Genomic DNA, 15699 nt, shown 5'->3' with positions numbered 1-15699 from the left:
GAGTCTCGGTGGTCGTGTCGAGATCGGACCTCCCCGGTCGACGAACAGGTGACAGGCGTTCACGCCCACCTGACCGGAGGAAGTCCCATGAACGACACGACCACCGAGACTGCCGTCCCGCTGACCGAGCCGGAGCCACGGCTCGACGCGACCCCGGGGGGCGCGGCGCGCCGCTGGGTCGCGCTGGGTGTCCTCGCGCTGACGGCGCTCCTGCTCAGCCTCGACGTCAGCGTCCTCTACCTCGCGCTGCCTGCGCTCGCGGCTGACCTCGGGGCGAGCACCACGGAGCAGCTGTGGATGCTCGACATCTACTCCTTCGTCCTCGCCGGCCTGCTCGTGACGATGGGCGCGGTCGGTGACCGGATCGGACGCAAGCGGCTGCTGCTCATCGGGGCGGTGGCCTTCGGTGTCGCCAGCGCCTTCGCCGCCTACGCGACCTCGCCCGGCCAGCTCGTCTTCTGGCGGGGCGTGCTGGGAGTGGCCGGGGCGACCCTGATGCCGTCGACGATGGGCCTGATCCGCACGATCTTCACCGACGAGAAGTCGATGATGACCGCGATCGGCGTCTGGTACAGCTGCTTCATGGGCGGGATGGCGGTCGGTCCTCTCGTGGGCGGCCTCCTGCTCCAGCACTTCTGGTGGGGCTCGGCCTTCCTGCTCGGCGTGCCCTTCATGGTGCTGCTCGTGATCGTCGGCCACCGGGTGCTCCCCGAGTCGGCCCGCGCGGTCGGCGTGCCGGTCGACCTGACCAGCGCGGCGCTCTCGCTGGGGGCGATCCTGCCGATCATCCACGGGTTCAAGGAGATCGCCCGTGGCGGCGACACGACGACGGCCGGCGCCTCGCTCGTTGCCGGCTCAACGGTGGCCCTGCTGTTCCTCCGCCGTCAGCGCCGCATCGAGAACCCGCTCGTCGACCTGTCGCTGTTCCGCAGCCGGGCCTTCTCGACGGCTCTCGCCGTGATGTTGATCGGTGGCGTCGTGATGGCCGGCGTGTCGTTCCTCAGCACGCAGTGGCTCCAGCTCGTTGCCGGGCTCGAGCCCCTGGGCGCAGGCCTCTGGATGCTTCCGGCGAACCTCGCGCTGCTCGCCGGGTCGTCCTCGTCCGCCGCCATCGCCCGTCGGCTCGGCACCGGGCGCACCATGGCCGCCGGCCTGGGCATCTGCGCGGCCGGCCTGGCCCTCTACACACAGATCGGTCCGTTCGCCGGCCTCGGACTTCTCGTCACCGGGATGTGCCTCGCCTCCTTCGGGATCATGATTCCGTCGACGCTGACGATGTCGGTGATGATGCAGTCCGCGCCGCCGGAGCGCGCCGGCTCCGTGGCGTCGATGTCGGAGACGTCCGGGGAGTTCGGCATCGCGGTGGGCATTGCCGGGCTGGGCTCGTTGGCCACCTTCGTCTACCGCGACGAGCTCAGCCCGTATGCCGCTGAGCACACTTCCAGCGCCACCGCCGTCGCGCTCGACTCCCTTGCCGGCGCCGTCCAGGCTGCGGCCGGCGTCCCCGGCGCCGCGGGCCGGGAGCTGCTCGCCGCTGCGCAGGGGGCCTTCACGACGAGCCTCAACGTCGTCGCGGCGGTCGGGGCGCTGCTCTTCGTCGCCGTCGCCGTGGCGGCACTGCGAGTCCTTCGGGCCGCTGACTGACGGTCCTGCGGCGGACGCAGGGCAGGAGCACCCGGGCCGGCCGACCCGGGTGCTCGTCCGCAGGTCTCGCCGCGCCGGGCTGCACCGCCTGTGGCAGCATGCTGGCCGTGGCCCTCCTTCTCCGTGTCCTTGGTGTGGAGCTCATGGTGCGGCTCGGGCGTCGCCTGCCCGCGTCGGCGTCGTGGCTGGTCAGCGCTGTGGTGCTCGTCCTGGCGAACCTGCTGCCCATCTGGGCCCTGCACGAGGGGAGGTTCGGCGTCGGTGACGCGCTCCTCATCTACTGGTTCGAGAACCTTGTGGTCTGGTTGATGACCGTGGTCCGGGTCCTCACCGTCCGGGACCCCTCCCTCGCGCGCCGCGCCCGGTCGTGGGTCACTGGGGACCGACAGCGGGCTCGGGCCTTCGGGGTGCGCTTCGGGGTCTTCACGCTCGTGCACGGCGTGCTGTCCTCGTCCTCATCGGCACGGTGGGGGTGCAGGGAGGCCTGCTCGACTGGGCCGCCGCGGCCGCCCTCATCCTGTTCAGCCACGCCCTGTCGCTCGGGGTGCACTGGTTCGGCCGGCAGGAACGGACCCGGGCCACGGCCGCGTGGGCCGTCGTCGCCCCCTATCCGCGGATGCTGGCCCTGCACATCACGGTCATCGGGGGCTTCCTGCTCATGGGGGGCCCGGACAGTGCGGTCGCCGACGACGTCGCCGCGGTGATGGTGCTGATGGCCGGCAAGCTGGTCATCGACCTGGGCTTCCACGTCGTCGAGCACCTGGGCCTGGCGCGGGCCGGGAGCGCGAGTGTCGAGGCCTGGCGCTGATCCGGGGAGTCCACGAGGCGGACGCGACTTCATAAGTTTCGATTATGCAATGCATAATGAGGCATGCGTTCTTCTCGCTTTCCCGTGGTCGTCGACGACGTGACCGTCCGGCTCATCGCCGCAGTGGTGCTGCTCGTCTCCACCGCTGCCCTTGCGACGCAGCAGTGGTGGCTCCTGGCCGTCCTCGCCGTGGACTTCACCCTCCGGGCCGTGCTCGGGCCCCAGGCAAGCCCCATCGCCCGCCTCGTGCAGCAGTGGATCCGACCTCGGGTCCGCGCCGAGCGGCGCCCGACCGCCGGTGCCCCGAAGCGGTTCGCGGCGTCGATCGGCGCCGTGCTCACGGTCGCGGGCACCGCCGCCTGGCTGGTCCACTCGGCGACGGGTTCCGGTGCTGCCCTGGCCGCGGTCGTCGCGATCACCGTCGTCATGGTCGCCTTCCCCGCGCTCGAGTCGATCTTTGGCCTCTGTGTCGGCTGCGTCCTCTTCGGCCAGCTGATGCGGCTCGGTCTCGTTCCCGAGGATGTCTGCCTCGACTGCGCCGACATCACTCGGCGGGCCCGGCTCCGGACGGTCTCCACCTCAGGGCGCGCGGCCTGACGGAGCGTCCCACGGCGGATTCCGCCGAGAGCGCACAGAATCCACGGATCCGTCGGGTCCCCCGGCCCCTCCCGCTCCTCTCGCCGACTAGCGTCGATGGAGCCCGCCGCCCGGTGGGTGCCCTCCACGTGGCCGCTCGCGCCAGCGCGAGCAGAGGAAAGGACCTGCATGGGATTTCTTGACAGCCTGAAGGATGCGCTCGGCATCGACGACGACGACAACGCCGTCGAGGAGGCCAAGAAGGCAGCCGACGAAGCCGCCGCGAAGGCCAAGGAGGCAGAGGAGAAGGCCAGGACGGAGTCGGCCGAGAAGGCCGCCGCGGCGCAGAAGGAGGCGGACCAGGCAGCCGCCGTCGCGAAGCAGAAGGCCGACGAGGCGCGGCAGGCCGCCGAGGAGGCGGCAGCGCGTTCCGGCAAGCCGGCAACGCCCGCACCCCCTGCTGACCAGGCGAAGGCGACGCCGACGGACAAGCCGAAGGCCGCCACACCGGCCGCCAAGCCGAAGGCCGCGCCGGCCGAGAAGGCGAAGCCCAAGCACCGGACGTACACGGTCAAGAAGGGCGACACGCTGAGCGAGATCGGGCAGCGCTACGGCGTCTCCTGGAAGGAGATCGCCCGGGTCAACCACATCAAGAACCCGGACCTGATCTTCCCCGGCCAGACGTTCATCATCCCCGAGGACTGACCGCGCGTCGTCTACCCGGGAGCGAGGGCCCGGCCACCCACGTGGCCGGGCCCTCTCGCCTGAGCCGGCCCAGCGGCATACGGCCTCATCTGTTGACAGCCCTGCGAGTATCGGCACATGGCCGACACGCGCACCCACCTCATCGGACTGCTGCTCGGTGCCGAGGAGGACTGGCCGACCGCCTTCGAGGCCCTCCTCGGGCTGGTCGGACCGATCACCACCGACGATGGGGTGACCCACGAGCTGACGTCCGAGCGGTTGACCATCGAGCCGTTCGACCTGCGCCAGCCGGTGCGCACCGAGCTCGTCATCGACCGGCTCGCGCACTGGTACTACCACCCGCGTGAGTGGCTCAAGAAGGCCGCGCTCGTCGACGACACCTACCTGCTCAACAGCCCGTTCACGTTCCAGTCGATGGAGAAGCACAGCGCCTACTGCGCGCTGATGCGCCTCGGGCTCAAGGTCCCGCAGACGATCCTCGTGCCCTACAAGAACCCGCTCGACAACGTTCGCTGGGCCTACACGAGCGCGAAGTACAACCGGCCGTTCGACCTCAAGCAGATCGCCGGCAACCTCGGTTACCCGATGTACATGAAGCCGTTCGACGGCGGGGGCTGGCGCGGAGTCTCCCGGATCGACGACGAGGCCGACCTGGTCAGGGCCTACGACGAGTCCGGCGAGATGCTCATGCACCTGCAGGCGACGATCGACTACGACATCTTCGCCCGGGCCCTGTCCATCGGCCCGGAGACGATGGTGATGAACTTCCGTCCCGACGAGCCGATGCACAACCGCTACGCCGTCAGCCACGGGTTCCTCAGCCCGAGAGCGGGGCGGGAGACGGCGGCGATCAGCCGGATCGTCAACGCCTTCTTCGGCTGGGAGTTCAACTCCTGCGAGATGCTCGTCAGAGGGGACGACGTCTACCCCATCGACTACGCCAACGCCTGCCCGGACGTCGCGGTGACGTCCCTGCACTACTACTTCCCCTGGGCCATCAAGGCCCTGGTCCGGTGGTCGGCCTACTGCCTGGTCACCGGGCGGCGGTCGCGGACCGTCGACCTCGAGACGCGGCGTTACTTCGACGTGGCCGACCGCGAGGACCTCGGCGACGACGACAAGCTCAACGCCTACCTGGCCATCGCGAACGAGTACTTCGAGACCACCGCCTACGAGCGGTGGTGCGCCGAGCACCTCGGCCACCTCGACGCCGCTGCTCTCGAGTGGTTCGGCAGCGATGCCTTCACCCGCATGCTGCGCCGGACCGTCGAGACGACCTATCCGGAGCCTGAGCGCGAGCGGTTCATGGCGCACTTCCAGGGACTGGTCGGCCTCTGGATCCGGGACGAGGAAGCCCGGCTCGCCGTCGGCGGTTAGGCCGTATGCCGCTGGGCCGGCCCGGGCGTTGCCCGTGACCGGCGCGGAGGGCGGGGTAAGGGCGCGATGTCCAGCACCCACCGACGCCCTCCGGGCGTCCACTCACCGGAAGGGATGAGCCGATGTCCAAGAAGGTCGCGTTCCTCGTCGCAGCCGAAGGAATCGAGCAGGTCGAGCTGACCGAACCATGGAAGGCGGTGACCGACGCCGGTCACCACGCGGTCCTGATCAGCCCCGAGTCGGGATCGGTCCAGATGTTCAACCACCTCGACAGGGCCGACTCGAAGCAGGTGGACCTCACGGTCGCCGACGCTCGGGTCGACGACTTCGACGCCCTCGTCCTTCCCGGCGGGGTCGCCAACCCGGACGCGCTGCGTCGTGACACGGGCGCCGTGTCGCTCGCCCGCGACTTCGTCGCCTCCGGCAAGCCCGTCGCGGCGATCTGCCACGCCCCGTGGACCCTCGTCGAGGCCGACGTCGTCCGTGGCCGGCGCCTCACCTCGTGGCCGAGCCTGCAGACCGACATCCGCAATGCCGGCGGGGAGTGGGTCGACGAGCCGATCGTCGTCGACGGCAACCTCATCACCAGCCGCAACCCGGACGACCTGCCGCACTTCTGCTCGACCCTCGTCGAGTGGCTCGAGCACGGGTCCGCAGCAGCGGCGTCGTGACCGAAGGGTAGTCCGGCCCCTCGCTTGGGTACCTCATTGGTGCGGGGGCCGTCGAGCGAGGAAGATGCACCATGCCGGATTCTCGAAGACGACTCACCGTCGTCTACAACCCGATGAAGGTCGAGGATCTCGACGGCGACCAGGGCGTCGTGGCCGAGGCCTGCCAGCGGCACGGCTGGGAGGAGCCCCAGTGGATCGAGACCACCGCGGAGGAGACCGGGGAGAAACAGGCCCGCGAGGCGGTTGAGGCCGGCTCGGACGTCGTTGCCACGCTCGGCGGCGACGGGACGGTGCGGGCCGTGGCCACCGCGCTCGTCGGCACCGACGTCGCGCTCGGCCTGCTCCCGGGTGGCACCGGCAACCTCCTGGCCCGCAACCTCGACCTGCCGGTCGACTCGATCGAGGACGCGATGGAGGCCCTGCTGACAGGGTCCGACCTCCGCCTCGACGTCGGCTTCGTCGCCGCCGACGACGACCCCGAGGAGGTCTTCCTCATCATGACCGGCCTCGGCTTCGACGGCGAGATCATGGCGGGCACGAGTGAGCGGGTGAAGGGGGTGCTCGGCTGGCCGGCCTACCTCCTGTCCGGGATGAGCAACCTCTTCAACCGCGGTTTCACCGTCGAGGTCGAGTCCACCGGGGCCGGCGGGGTGGTCGGCTCGCCCGGCGACCGACTGCGCCGCCACGCGCGCACCGTCATCGTCGGCAACTGCGGAACCCTCCAGGGCGGGATCGAGCTGATGCCCGAGGCGGAGTACGACGACGGCGTCCTCGACGCGGTCGTCATCGCACCCAAAGGGGCCTTCGGGTGGGCGTCGGTGATCGCCGACGTCAGCACCCGTCACCGGGTCGGGCACAAGCGGTTCCACCGGATGCGCGGTCGTGAGTTCACCATCGTGGCGAAGCGACCCATCGAGGCGGAGGTCGACGGGGACCCCGTGGGTCCCAAGAGCCGGCTCGACATCCGGGTCGAGCCGCTGTCCCTGGTGGTACGCCATGCCTGACCGCCTCCCCGACCACACGGCCGACCGTGCCGCACACCGTCCCCCGGCGCGTGCCACGGACCCGACCGCCCACCCGACCGCCCACCCGAGCGGACCGGCGACGGACGCCCGCCCAGCGGCATACGGCCGGGGTCGTCGGATGCTCAAGGCGGTCGGCTACGGGCTGGCCTTCGCCGTCCCGGTGACCCTCCTGGCATTCGTCGTCCGGCAGAAGTTCCTGCCCGTCATCGAGGTCGACGAGGCGGCCATCGCCGCCGCGACCGACGTGACCCGCCACAACGAGGGTTTCCAGCTGTTCCTCGTCGCCTGGCAGGAGATGACCCAGCCGAAATGGCCCTACATCGCCGCGACGATCGTGTGCCTGGTCATGTGGCGACGGCATGACCTCAAGACGAGGGCGCTGTGGGCGTTCGTCACGATGATGGTGGCCTGGAACCTCCAGCTGCTGCTCAAGGTCGTCGTCCACCGGGCGCGACCGGTCGTCAGCGACCCGGTGTCCCACGCCCCGGGATACAGCTTCCCCTCCGGCCACGCCGCCAACGCCGCCGCAGTGGCAACGATCGTGACCCTCCTCGTGTGGCCGGTGCTGTCCGCCCGCGCGCGACGGATCCTCCTCGTCAGCGCCGTCGTCTATGCCTTGGTCACGGGGGCCGACCGCGTCTTCCTCGGGGTGCACTTCCCGTCCGACGTCGTCGCCGGTCTGCTCTTCGGCACCGGGCTCGGTTTGGCCTCCTACATGGGCTATCTCGGCTGGAACCCGAGCCAACACCACGCTCCGCCGCCGCCTGAGGGCACGGCCGGGCCCGAGCCGCACGAGCTCAATCCCCTTCCTCCAGAAGAAAGTAACGACGACCATGACCGTTGATCTCCACCGCTGGCAGCGGGACGAATCCAAACCCAGCGCGCGGGAGGCCTGGCGGGACGCCGCTGCCCGCGTGATCGGTCCCGCTGTGGTGCTCTTCGCCGTGATCGTGTCGGCGGGCTGGCTCATCACGGGTCCCCTCGGGGGTCTCGAGGAGGAGACCGCTGTCAACCGTGAGCTCCAGGAGGGCCGGTCCCGGACGGCGCTGTGGGACACGACCACGGAGATCTGGTCGCGCCTCGGCAACACCGAGATCATCATCGGCACCTGCGCCATCGTCAGCCTGGTCATCCTGTGGCGGACGCGGAAGTGGTGGTACGCCGTCATCCCCGCGATCGCCATCTCGATCCAGGCGACCGTCTTCGTCATCTCGGCCTGGATCGTCGGGCGGGAGCGGCCCGACGTGGAGAAGCTCGACCCGGCGCCCCCGACGTCGAGCTATCCGAGCGGCCACGTCGGTGCTGCGACGGCGCTCTACCTCACGTTCGCCTTCATGGCGCAGCGGATCGAGCGGGCATGGCTGCGTCGGCTGGTCACCACGGTGTGCATCCTCGTGCCCCTGCTGGTGTCGTACGCACGGCTCTACCGCGGGATGCACCATCTGAGCGACGTGCTGCTCGGTGTGCTCAACGGCATCGTCTGCGCCCTGCTCGCCTGGCACTGGCTGCGCCGGCGGCGCAGCTGAGCACGCGAGGAGCCCAGGGGGTGCACGAGAGCCGCGCCGGTGCGACACCGGCGCGGCTCTCTCGGGCGTCTCTCAGACGCGGGCCTTCTTCGAGCGGACGAACGAGTAGATGCCGAAGGCGATGAAGCCGAGGGCGACCAGGGTGAGGAGCCACTGGCCGGCTGGTGCCTCGAGGATCGTCTTGAGGGCGCCGTCGAGGCCGGTCGCCTCGTCCGGGTCGTTCTCGAGCGCTGCGGTCACGAAGAGGCTGCCGACGACGATGAGCGCCACTCCCTTGGCGATGTAGCCGAAGCGAGCCAGCTTCTCCACCGCGGGGCCGGGGTGCTCGACGAGGTCCGAGAGGAACTTGCGCTTCCAGCCCTTGTGGATGTGGTAGACACCGACCCCCACCATGACGAGCGCCACGAGGACGACGAGCCCGGTGCCGAACGGCTGTTTCATCAGGCTGGCGGTGAAGTCGGACGACTGCTCCTTGCTCGAGGAGGAGCCGCCCCGGGCGAACCCGAACGCCGACCAGGCGAGGACGAAGTAGACGACCGCCTTGGCGGCGTACTTGGCCCGGTCCTTGGCCTCCTCGTGGGTGATGACCGCCTCGATGGCCTGCCACAGACCGAGGCCGAGCCAGCCGACCACGCCGATCCACAGGATGATCCGGCCCATCGTGTTGGACGCCAGCGTTCCCAGGGCGCCCGACTGGTCGGCGCTGCCCGAGGCGCCGAGCCCCCAGGCCAGCTGGAGGGCGATCCAGCCGATGAGCAGGTGCAACACCCCGTTGACCACGTAGCCCACGCGAGCCGCCATGAGCAGCGCGTCCTGGTTGCCGGCCTCCCGCGCCGCATGCTTGACGCTGTATCCGTCCATGTCTCCCTCATCTTCCGGTGCCGCAGGCGCGGCGTCTGGAGACACCTCTACCCCGTGGCGCGGCGCCGCGCGCCACGAAGGCCCGGCGACACGCCGCGGAGGTGGCGGTCAGGCGGTGCGAGCGGCCCTGCGCCGGCCCGAGACGGTGAGCCGGTAGAGCAGCCAGCCACCTCCGGCGACGACGACGGCGAGCACGGTCCACGCGACCACGATCATGCCCGCCTTGCCCGCGAGTGACCCGCCGACGGTCGGCCCCGCGGCGAAGAGGACTGCCGCCACGGGCACAGCCAGCAGGTGGGCGACCTTCTCCCGCGACGTCCAGAGGGCCGAGATGCCGACCAGGAGAGCCATGACCGTCCACAGGGGCAGGGCCGCCAGCCCTCCGGCGAGGACTGCGGCGAGGCTGCTCCCCCCGTACGTCGTCACCTCGGTCTCCCCGGTCGAGGTGGCGCCGGAGCCCTCGACCCACGCGACGCTCCCGCCGACGACCAGGATGACGAGGAGGAGCGACAGGCCCTGCAGGAGCGCCACGACGACGGGCACCCACGGACGACTCGTGATCGGGATGCGGGCGGCCCGCGGTGCCGCGGGTGGCACGGGTGGCACGGCCCGGTCGGCGTAGGCCGCCTGCGCGATCGCATCGGGTGGGCCGAGCTCGGTGAGCACGGCCGCCACCGCTGCGTCGTCCTGGTGCTGGTCACCGAGGGCCCCCTCGATGTGCTCCCGGACCCCGGCCAGGACTTCGGCGCGCTCGCCGGGCTCGAGGTCGCCGAGCATCCGGGCCAGGTCGTCCAGGTACCTCGCGACGAGGGAGTGGGTGGTGCCGTTCATCGTGTCTCTCCTTGGGTGAGCGCCGCGTCCACCGCGTCGCGGAATGGGGTCCAGGCTCGGGTGAAGGCCTCCACGGCCAGCCTCCCCTGGTCGGTCATGGCGTAGTAGCGGCGCGGGGGCCCGCTGGGCGACTCCTGCCACGTCGTCTCGACGAGGCCGGCTCGACGGAGTCGGGCGAGGAGGGGGTAGAGCGTGCCCTCGCTGGCCAGCAGGACGGAGTCGGCCGTCAGCCGGCGGGCGATGTCCAGGCCGTAGAGCGGGCCGTGGCCCAGCATGGCCAGCACGCAGTACTCCAGCGCCCCTCGTCGGAGGTTGGTGAGGATGACGTCCTGGCCGGGTACCATGTCTGGCAAGGTACCTGATCAGCAGAAGGTCTGACAAGAGGGCTGACCGCTCGGTCAGCCGCCGAGGCGCTCGAACCCCGTGACGGTGAGCACGGCGGCGCCCACGTCGTCGCTCGCTATGAGGTCGACCTCGGCCGTGATGGCCCAGTCGCGGTGGTCCTGCGGGTCGATGACGACCTGACGCAGCCGCCACGTGTGGGGCAGCTTCTCGATCTGGAGGAGGGCGGGGGAGCGAGCCTGCTGGTCGGTCGCGATCGCGTCGTGCTCGTCGTAGTAGGCGCCGAGCGCGTCGTTCCACGCCTCCGCGTCCATCACCACCTTCTGCGGCGGGTCGGTGAGCTCGGCGACCCGGGCCTCGAGCTGGCCGAGTGCCTCCCACTGGTCGCGCGCGGCGAGCTCCACGCGGTGGAACATCGCGTTGCGGATGATGACGGTGAAGGCGCGCTCGTTCGCCGTGATCGGTCGGGTGGGTGGGGCGACCTCGGTCTCCCGGGTGAGGACCTGCGCCGGGTTGACGAGGTCCTCCCACTCGTCGAGGAGGCTGGAGTCGGTCTGGCGCACCAGCTCGCCGAGCCACTCGATGATGTCCTCGAGCTCCTCGGTGCGGTTCGTCTCGGGCACGGTGTGCCGCAGCGTGCGGTACGCGTCGGTGAGGTAGCGCAGGACGAGGCCTTCGGAGCGCGCCAGGGTGTAGGCGGAGACGAACTCGTTGAACGTCATGCCCCGCTCGTACATCTCGCGGACCACCGACTTCGGCGACAGGGCGTCGGGGGAGAGCCAGGGATGGGTCTGCCGGTAGGCCGCCAACGTGACCTCGAGGAGATCGGCGAGGGGCTTGGGCCAGGTGACCTCCTCGAGCCGCTCCATCCGCTCCTCGTAGTCGACGCCGTCGAGCTTCATCGCCGCCACGGCCTCACCGCGCGCCCGGTACTCCTGGGCCCAGAGCACCTGCCGTGGGTCCTCGAGGATCGCCTCGATGACCGAGACGATGTCGCGGGCGTACGTCTCGGACTCCGGGTCCAGGGTGTCCATGACGGCGAGGGCGAACGGGGCCAGGGGCTGGTTGAGCGCGAAGTCCCTCTGCAGGTCGATCGTCAGCGCGTGGCGGCGCCCCGACGGGTCCGCGGCCGGCAGCCGCTCGACCACGCCGGAGGTGAGCAGCTCCCGGGCGAGCACGAGCGCGTGACGACCGAGACGGCGCTGGTCCTTGTCCTCGTGGTGGCTCTCGCGAATCAGCCGCACCGCATGTGCCACCGGGTTGCCTTGGCGTGCAAGAAGGTTGATGAGCAGAGCGTGCGACATGCGGAGTCGGGGCTGCAGCGGCTCGGGGTCGGCCGCGATGAGCCGCTCGAAGGTGTCACGAGACCAGCTGATGAAGCCCTCGGGCGCCTTCTTGCGCTGGATCTTGCGCTGCTTCTTCGGGTCGTCACCGGCCTTCTCGACCGCACGGAGGTTCTCGATGACGTGCTCGGGCGCCTGCGCCACGACCCAGCCGCGGGCATCGAAGCCGGCGCGGCCCGCCCGTCCGACGATCTGGTGGAACTCGCGCGCCTTGAGCATCCGCTGCTTCGTGCCGTCGAACTTCGTCAGCCCCGTGAGGAGGACCGTCCGGATGGGCACGTTGATCCCGACGCCGAGCGTGTCGGTGCCGCAGATGACCTTGAGCAGCCCGTCCTGGGCGAGCTGCTCGACGAGCCGGCGGTACTTCGGCAGCATCCCGGCGTGGTGGACGCCGATGCCGTGGCGGACGAGCCGCGACAGCGTCCGGCCGAACCCGGCACCGAACCGGAACCCGCCGATCCGCTCGGCGATGGCGTCGCGCTCCTCCCGTGACGTGATCTTGACGGCGACGAGGCTCTGGGCGCGCTCCAGTGCAGCGGCCTGGGTGAAGTGGACGACGTAGATCGGCGCCCGCCCCGCCTCGAGGAGCTCCTCGATCGTCTCGTGCAGGGGAGTCTCGGCATAGGAGAACTCGAGGGGCACCGGCCGCTCGGTCCCGGCGATGACCGCCGTCGACCGTCCGGTGCGGCGGGTCAGGTCGTCGCGGAACATCGTCACGTCGCCCAGGGTCGCGGACATGAGGATGAACTGGGCCTGCGGGAGCTCGAGGATCGGCACCTGCCACGCCCAGCCCCGGTCCGGCTCCGAGTAGAAGTGGAACTCGTCCATGACGACGAGCCCGATGTCTGCGGCCGTCCCCTCCCGGAGTGCGATGTTGGCGAGGATCTCGGCCGTGCAGCAGATGATCGGGGCGTCCGCGTTGACGGAGGCGTCGCCGGTGATCATGCCGACGTTGTCCGCGCCGAACTGCTCGCACAGGGCGAAGAACTTCTCCGACACGAGGGCCTTGATCGGCGCCGTGTAGAAGGAGACGCGGTCCTCGGCGAGCGCGGTGAAGTGCGCGGCCGTCGCGACGAGTGACTTACCGGAGCCGGTCGGGGTGGACAGGATGAGGTTGCTGCCGCTCAGCACCTCGAGGAACGCCTCGTCCTGGTGCGGGTAGAGCGTCAGGTCCCGCTCGCTCGTCCACTCCGTGAAGACCTCGTAGAGGCTGTCCGGATCCGGGTCGGCTGGGATCCGCTCGCTGAGGTTCTTCACTCAGTGAGTATGCCGCTCAGCCCGGGGCGGCGCGAACCGCGAGGGCGCGCTCCAGCAGGGTCAGGGCATGCAAGGTCGTCTGCTCCAGGACGTCCTCGGGCTCACCGTCCCAGCGACGCAGCTCCGTGCTGACCCCATCGGGTGTGCTGATGCCGAACCAGACGGTGCCGGGCGGCTCTCCGTCCTGCGAGTCCGGTCCCCCGACCCCGGTGACGGCCACGGCCGTGTCCGCCCCGAGCAGCTCCGCCACCCCTGCGGCCATGGCAGCCGCGGCGGCTGCGCTGACGACCGGCCCCTCCGGCACTCCGAGGACGGCACGCTTCACGGCGCTCGAGTAGGCCACGAGACACCCGCGGAACCAGTCGCTCGAGTCGGAGGCAGCCCCCAGATGGCACGAGATCTTGCCGCCGGTGAGCGACTCCGCCAGGGCCACGGTGCGTCCCTCGCGGGTCGCCGCTCGCGCGATGGCCTCGGCGACCCGCTCGGCCGGGCCCGTCAGTTCGTCGGAAGTCGTCATGCACCTCTCCTACCCCGGAACCTCAGCGCTCTCAGCCCCACCATCGCTCGCCGTGGAGGCGCGCCTCGAGGTCGTGCTCGATGTCGCGGGTCGCGAGGGCGAGGGCACTCACCACGTCGACGAGGCGGTCCTCCTGGAAGCGGACGGTGGGCATCGAGACGGTGACGGCGGCACTGGTCTGCTCGCCGACCCGAAGGCCCCGGCCGATGGCGGTGACTCCCGTCTCGGTCCGGTCTCGGTTGATCGCGAAGCCGCGGCGCCGGACGACCTCGAGCTCCCGCTCGAGCGCGTCCACGTCCGGGCGCTCGTCCTCCCGTCCCTCCCAGCGCTCGGGTGCGTAGAGCTCGGCTCGCGCGTCCGCTGGGAGGTCGGCGAGCATCGGCTTGCCGCCCGATGTCAGGTGCGCGGGAAAGACCATGCCTTCGCGGCTGCCGACCCGGAACGCCTGCGGCGACTCGACGGAGGCGATGAAGCGGACGTAGTCGCCGGCGAGCACCAGGACGTTGGCCGTCTCTCCGACCCGATCGACGAGGACCTGGAGATGGGGCATCGAGACCTCGCGGAGCACGGCGGTGTGGTCGCTGCCGCCGGCCTCGAGTGAGATCACCGGGCCCGGGTAGTAGCGGCGGTCCGGGCCCTGGCGGGCGAAGTCGCGGTAGACGAGCATCGACAGGAGCCGGTGCGCGGTCGACCGGGCCACGTCGAGGCGCCGCGCGACCTCGGTGACCGTCTGAGGTCCTTCCACCTGAAGGATGACGGCGAGCTGGAGCGCGTGGTCCACACTCTGGAGCGCATAATGCGGTTTGTTCTTCATAGCAGAATCCTCTGTTCTCCCATGGCGAACTTAACGGAGGATCTCTCCTCATGGCAACGACGCCCCTCAATCCTGCAAATCTCGCTTCCACGCTTCGGACCCGTCCGGCGTGGCTCGTCACGCTGCTCTGCTGGCTCATCGTCGTGTTCGACGGCTACGACCTCATCGTCTACGGCACGACCATTCCGGCCCTGCTCGAGGAGCCGGGCTGGAAGCTGACCCCCGCGACCGCGGGCTTCGTCGGCAGCCTCGCCTTCGCCGGGATGCTCGTCGGGGCCCTCGGTGCCGGCTACCTCGCCGACCGGCTCGGGCGGCGGCGCACCATCCTCTGGTGCACGCTGTGGTTCTCCCTCTTCACGGCGCTCTGTGCCATCGCGACGACGCCTGAGACCTTCGGCCTCTTCCGCTTCATCGCGGGACTCGGGCTCGGTGGGCTCGTCCCCTCGGCCAACGCGCTGACGGCCGAGTTCGTCTCACGCAAGCACCGCTCTGCCGTGCCGACGATCATGATGTCCGGGGTGCCCATCGGTGGGTCGGCCGCCGCCCTCGTCGGCCTGTGGCTCCTCCCGGAGTTCGGCTGGCGCTCGATGTACGCCGTGGCGTTCCTCGCCGTCGTCGTCCTGCTGCCGCTCTGCTTCGTCCTCCTGCCGGAGTCTCCGACGTGGCTGCGCGCCCACGGCCGGAGGGAGGAGGCGCTCGCAGTGGAGGCCCGCTACTCCCTGGTCCACGACGCGTCGGAGCACACGGGAGACGAGCACGCCCCGGGTTTCCGGACCATCCTCAGCGGCCAGTGGCGCCGGCCGACCGTCCTGTTCGCCGCCGCCACCGTCGCGACCCTCTTCGCCTGGTACGGCCTCGGCACGTGGCTGCCGAAGCTGATGGGATCCGACGCCCGCTTCGAGATGGGCCAGCCCCTGCACTTCCTGCTCGCTCTCAACCTCGGCGCCGTGCTCGGATCCGTCGTCACCGCCTGGGCCGGAGTGCGCTTCGGGCCCCTCCGCAGCGCGATCTTCGCCGCGGCGGCCGCCGCACTCGGTCTCGCCTTCCTGCTCACCTACCCGACCGACCTCCTGCCGATCTACGGCGCGCTCATCCTCGCCGGCGTCGGCACGCACGGCACCCAGTGCCTCATCATCGCGGCGGTGGCGACGCACTACCCGTCTCGGCTGCGCGGCACGTCGCTCGGCTTCGCCCTCGGCGTCGGCCGGATCGGCGCCGTCCTCGCACCGCAGGTCGGCGGCTGGCTGCTCGCGGCCGGCCTCGGCGTCGGGAGCAACTTCCTCGCCTTCTCGATCGCGGCCGGCGTCGCGGCCGTGCTCCTGCTCACCACCTTGCTCGCCACTCGTCCGGCCGCTCAGCCCGCTGACGTCCGCGACCAGCTCCTCGTCCACTGAAAGGGACT

The 15699-nt window shown here is 70.5% G+C and carries 15 protein-coding genes and 1 pseudogene; 10 read left to right on the top strand and 6 right to left on the bottom strand.

Annotated features, from left to right (window positions below; all coding sequences use genetic code 11):
• Positions 1 to 87 precede the first annotated feature (87 nt).
• The 9 genes and pseudogenes from ABWV20_RS06125 (at position 88) to ABWV20_RS06085 (ending at position 8332) form a co-directional block, all read left to right on the top strand.
• Entirely contained in the window at positions 88 to 1644 is a 1557-nt protein-coding gene (locus tag ABWV20_RS06125) for an MFS transporter (protein ID WP_353353941.1), read from the top strand.
• Between the two features lie 98 nt (positions 1645 to 1742).
• A pseudogene (locus tag ABWV20_RS06120) lies at positions 1743 to 2452 on the top strand (DUF6498-containing protein).
• Positions 2453 to 2515: 63 nt separating this feature from the next.
• The gene (locus ABWV20_RS06115; RefSeq protein WP_353353940.1) at positions 2516 to 3049 is read left to right on the top strand and encodes a DUF4395 domain-containing protein; all 534 of its coding nucleotides are present in this window, start codon (positions 2516 to 2518) and stop codon (positions 3047 to 3049) included.
• 168 nt (positions 3050 to 3217) lie between these two features.
• Entirely contained in the window at positions 3218 to 3733 is a 516-nt protein-coding gene (locus ABWV20_RS06110) for a LysM peptidoglycan-binding domain-containing protein (protein WP_353353939.1), read from the top strand.
• A gap of 117 nt (positions 3734 to 3850) precedes the next feature.
• Positions 3851 to 5110 (top strand): ATP-grasp domain-containing protein, encoded by a 1260-nt coding sequence (locus ABWV20_RS06105; RefSeq protein ID WP_353353938.1) that lies wholly within the window; start codon positions 3851 to 3853, stop codon positions 5108 to 5110.
• A gap of 122 nt (positions 5111 to 5232) precedes the next feature.
• Positions 5233 to 5781, top strand: coding sequence for a type 1 glutamine amidotransferase domain-containing protein (locus ABWV20_RS06100; protein ID WP_353353937.1), 549 nt, complete (start codon positions 5233 to 5235; stop codon positions 5779 to 5781).
• A gap of 71 nt (positions 5782 to 5852) precedes the next feature.
• Positions 5853 to 6785, top strand: coding sequence for a diacylglycerol/lipid kinase family protein (locus ABWV20_RS06095; protein WP_353353936.1), 933 nt, complete (start codon positions 5853 to 5855; stop codon positions 6783 to 6785).
• Positions 6778 to 7650 (top strand): phosphatase PAP2 family protein, encoded by an 873-nt coding sequence (locus ABWV20_RS06090; protein WP_353353935.1) that lies wholly within the window; start codon positions 6778 to 6780, stop codon positions 7648 to 7650. Before ABWV20_RS06095 ends, ABWV20_RS06090 begins: the two co-directional genes overlap by 8 nt.
• Complete coding sequence (locus ABWV20_RS06085) at positions 7640 to 8332, top strand: phosphatase PAP2 family protein (protein WP_353353934.1); 693 nt, start codon at positions 7640 to 7642, stop codon at positions 8330 to 8332. Before ABWV20_RS06090 ends, ABWV20_RS06085 begins: the two co-directional genes overlap by 11 nt.
• 72 nt (positions 8333 to 8404) lie before the next feature.
• On the opposite strand, the gene ABWV20_RS06080 is transcribed toward ABWV20_RS06085, so the two are convergent.
• From ABWV20_RS06080 to ABWV20_RS06055, 6 genes are all read right to left on the bottom strand, one after another.
• Positions 8405 to 9193: a DUF1206 domain-containing protein gene (locus ABWV20_RS06080; protein WP_353353933.1), complete on the bottom strand. Its 789-nt coding sequence runs from the start codon at positions 9191 to 9193 to the stop codon at positions 8405 to 8407.
• A 108-nt stretch (positions 9194 to 9301) separates the two neighbouring features.
• Positions 9302 to 10024 (bottom strand): HAAS signaling domain-containing protein, encoded by a 723-nt coding sequence (locus ABWV20_RS06075; protein WP_353353932.1) that lies wholly within the window; start codon positions 10022 to 10024, stop codon positions 9302 to 9304.
• Positions 10021 to 10368, bottom strand: coding sequence for a PadR family transcriptional regulator (locus ABWV20_RS06070; RefSeq protein ID WP_353353931.1), 348 nt, complete (start codon positions 10366 to 10368; stop codon positions 10021 to 10023). Before ABWV20_RS06070 ends, ABWV20_RS06075 begins: the two co-directional genes overlap by 4 nt.
• A gap of 54 nt (positions 10369 to 10422) precedes the next feature.
• Positions 10423 to 12966, bottom strand: a complete 2544-nt coding sequence (locus tag ABWV20_RS06065) for a DEAD/DEAH box helicase (RefSeq protein ID WP_353353930.1) — start codon at positions 12964 to 12966, stop codon at positions 10423 to 10425.
• A 16-nt stretch (positions 12967 to 12982) separates the two neighbouring features.
• Positions 12983 to 13483, bottom strand: a complete 501-nt coding sequence (locus ABWV20_RS06060) for a CinA family protein (protein ID WP_353353929.1) — start codon at positions 13481 to 13483, stop codon at positions 12983 to 12985.
• 31 nt (positions 13484 to 13514) lie between these two features.
• Positions 13515 to 14297, bottom strand: coding sequence for an IclR family transcriptional regulator (locus ABWV20_RS06055; protein ID WP_353353928.1), 783 nt, complete (start codon positions 14295 to 14297; stop codon positions 13515 to 13517).
• Between the two features lie 50 nt (positions 14298 to 14347).
• Here ABWV20_RS06055 and ABWV20_RS06050 point away from each other — a divergent pair, with 50 nt between their 5' ends.
• Positions 14348 to 15691: an MFS transporter gene (locus tag ABWV20_RS06050; protein WP_353353927.1), complete on the top strand. Its 1344-nt coding sequence runs from the start codon at positions 14348 to 14350 to the stop codon at positions 15689 to 15691.
• Positions 15692 to 15699: the final 8 nt, after the last annotated feature.

The sequence above is a fragment of the Intrasporangium sp. DVR genome (assembly GCF_040365325.1).
GTDB lineage: Bacteria > Actinomycetota > Actinomycetes > Actinomycetales > Dermatophilaceae > Intrasporangium.
This window is presented reverse-complemented; position numbering and strand designations above follow the sequence as displayed.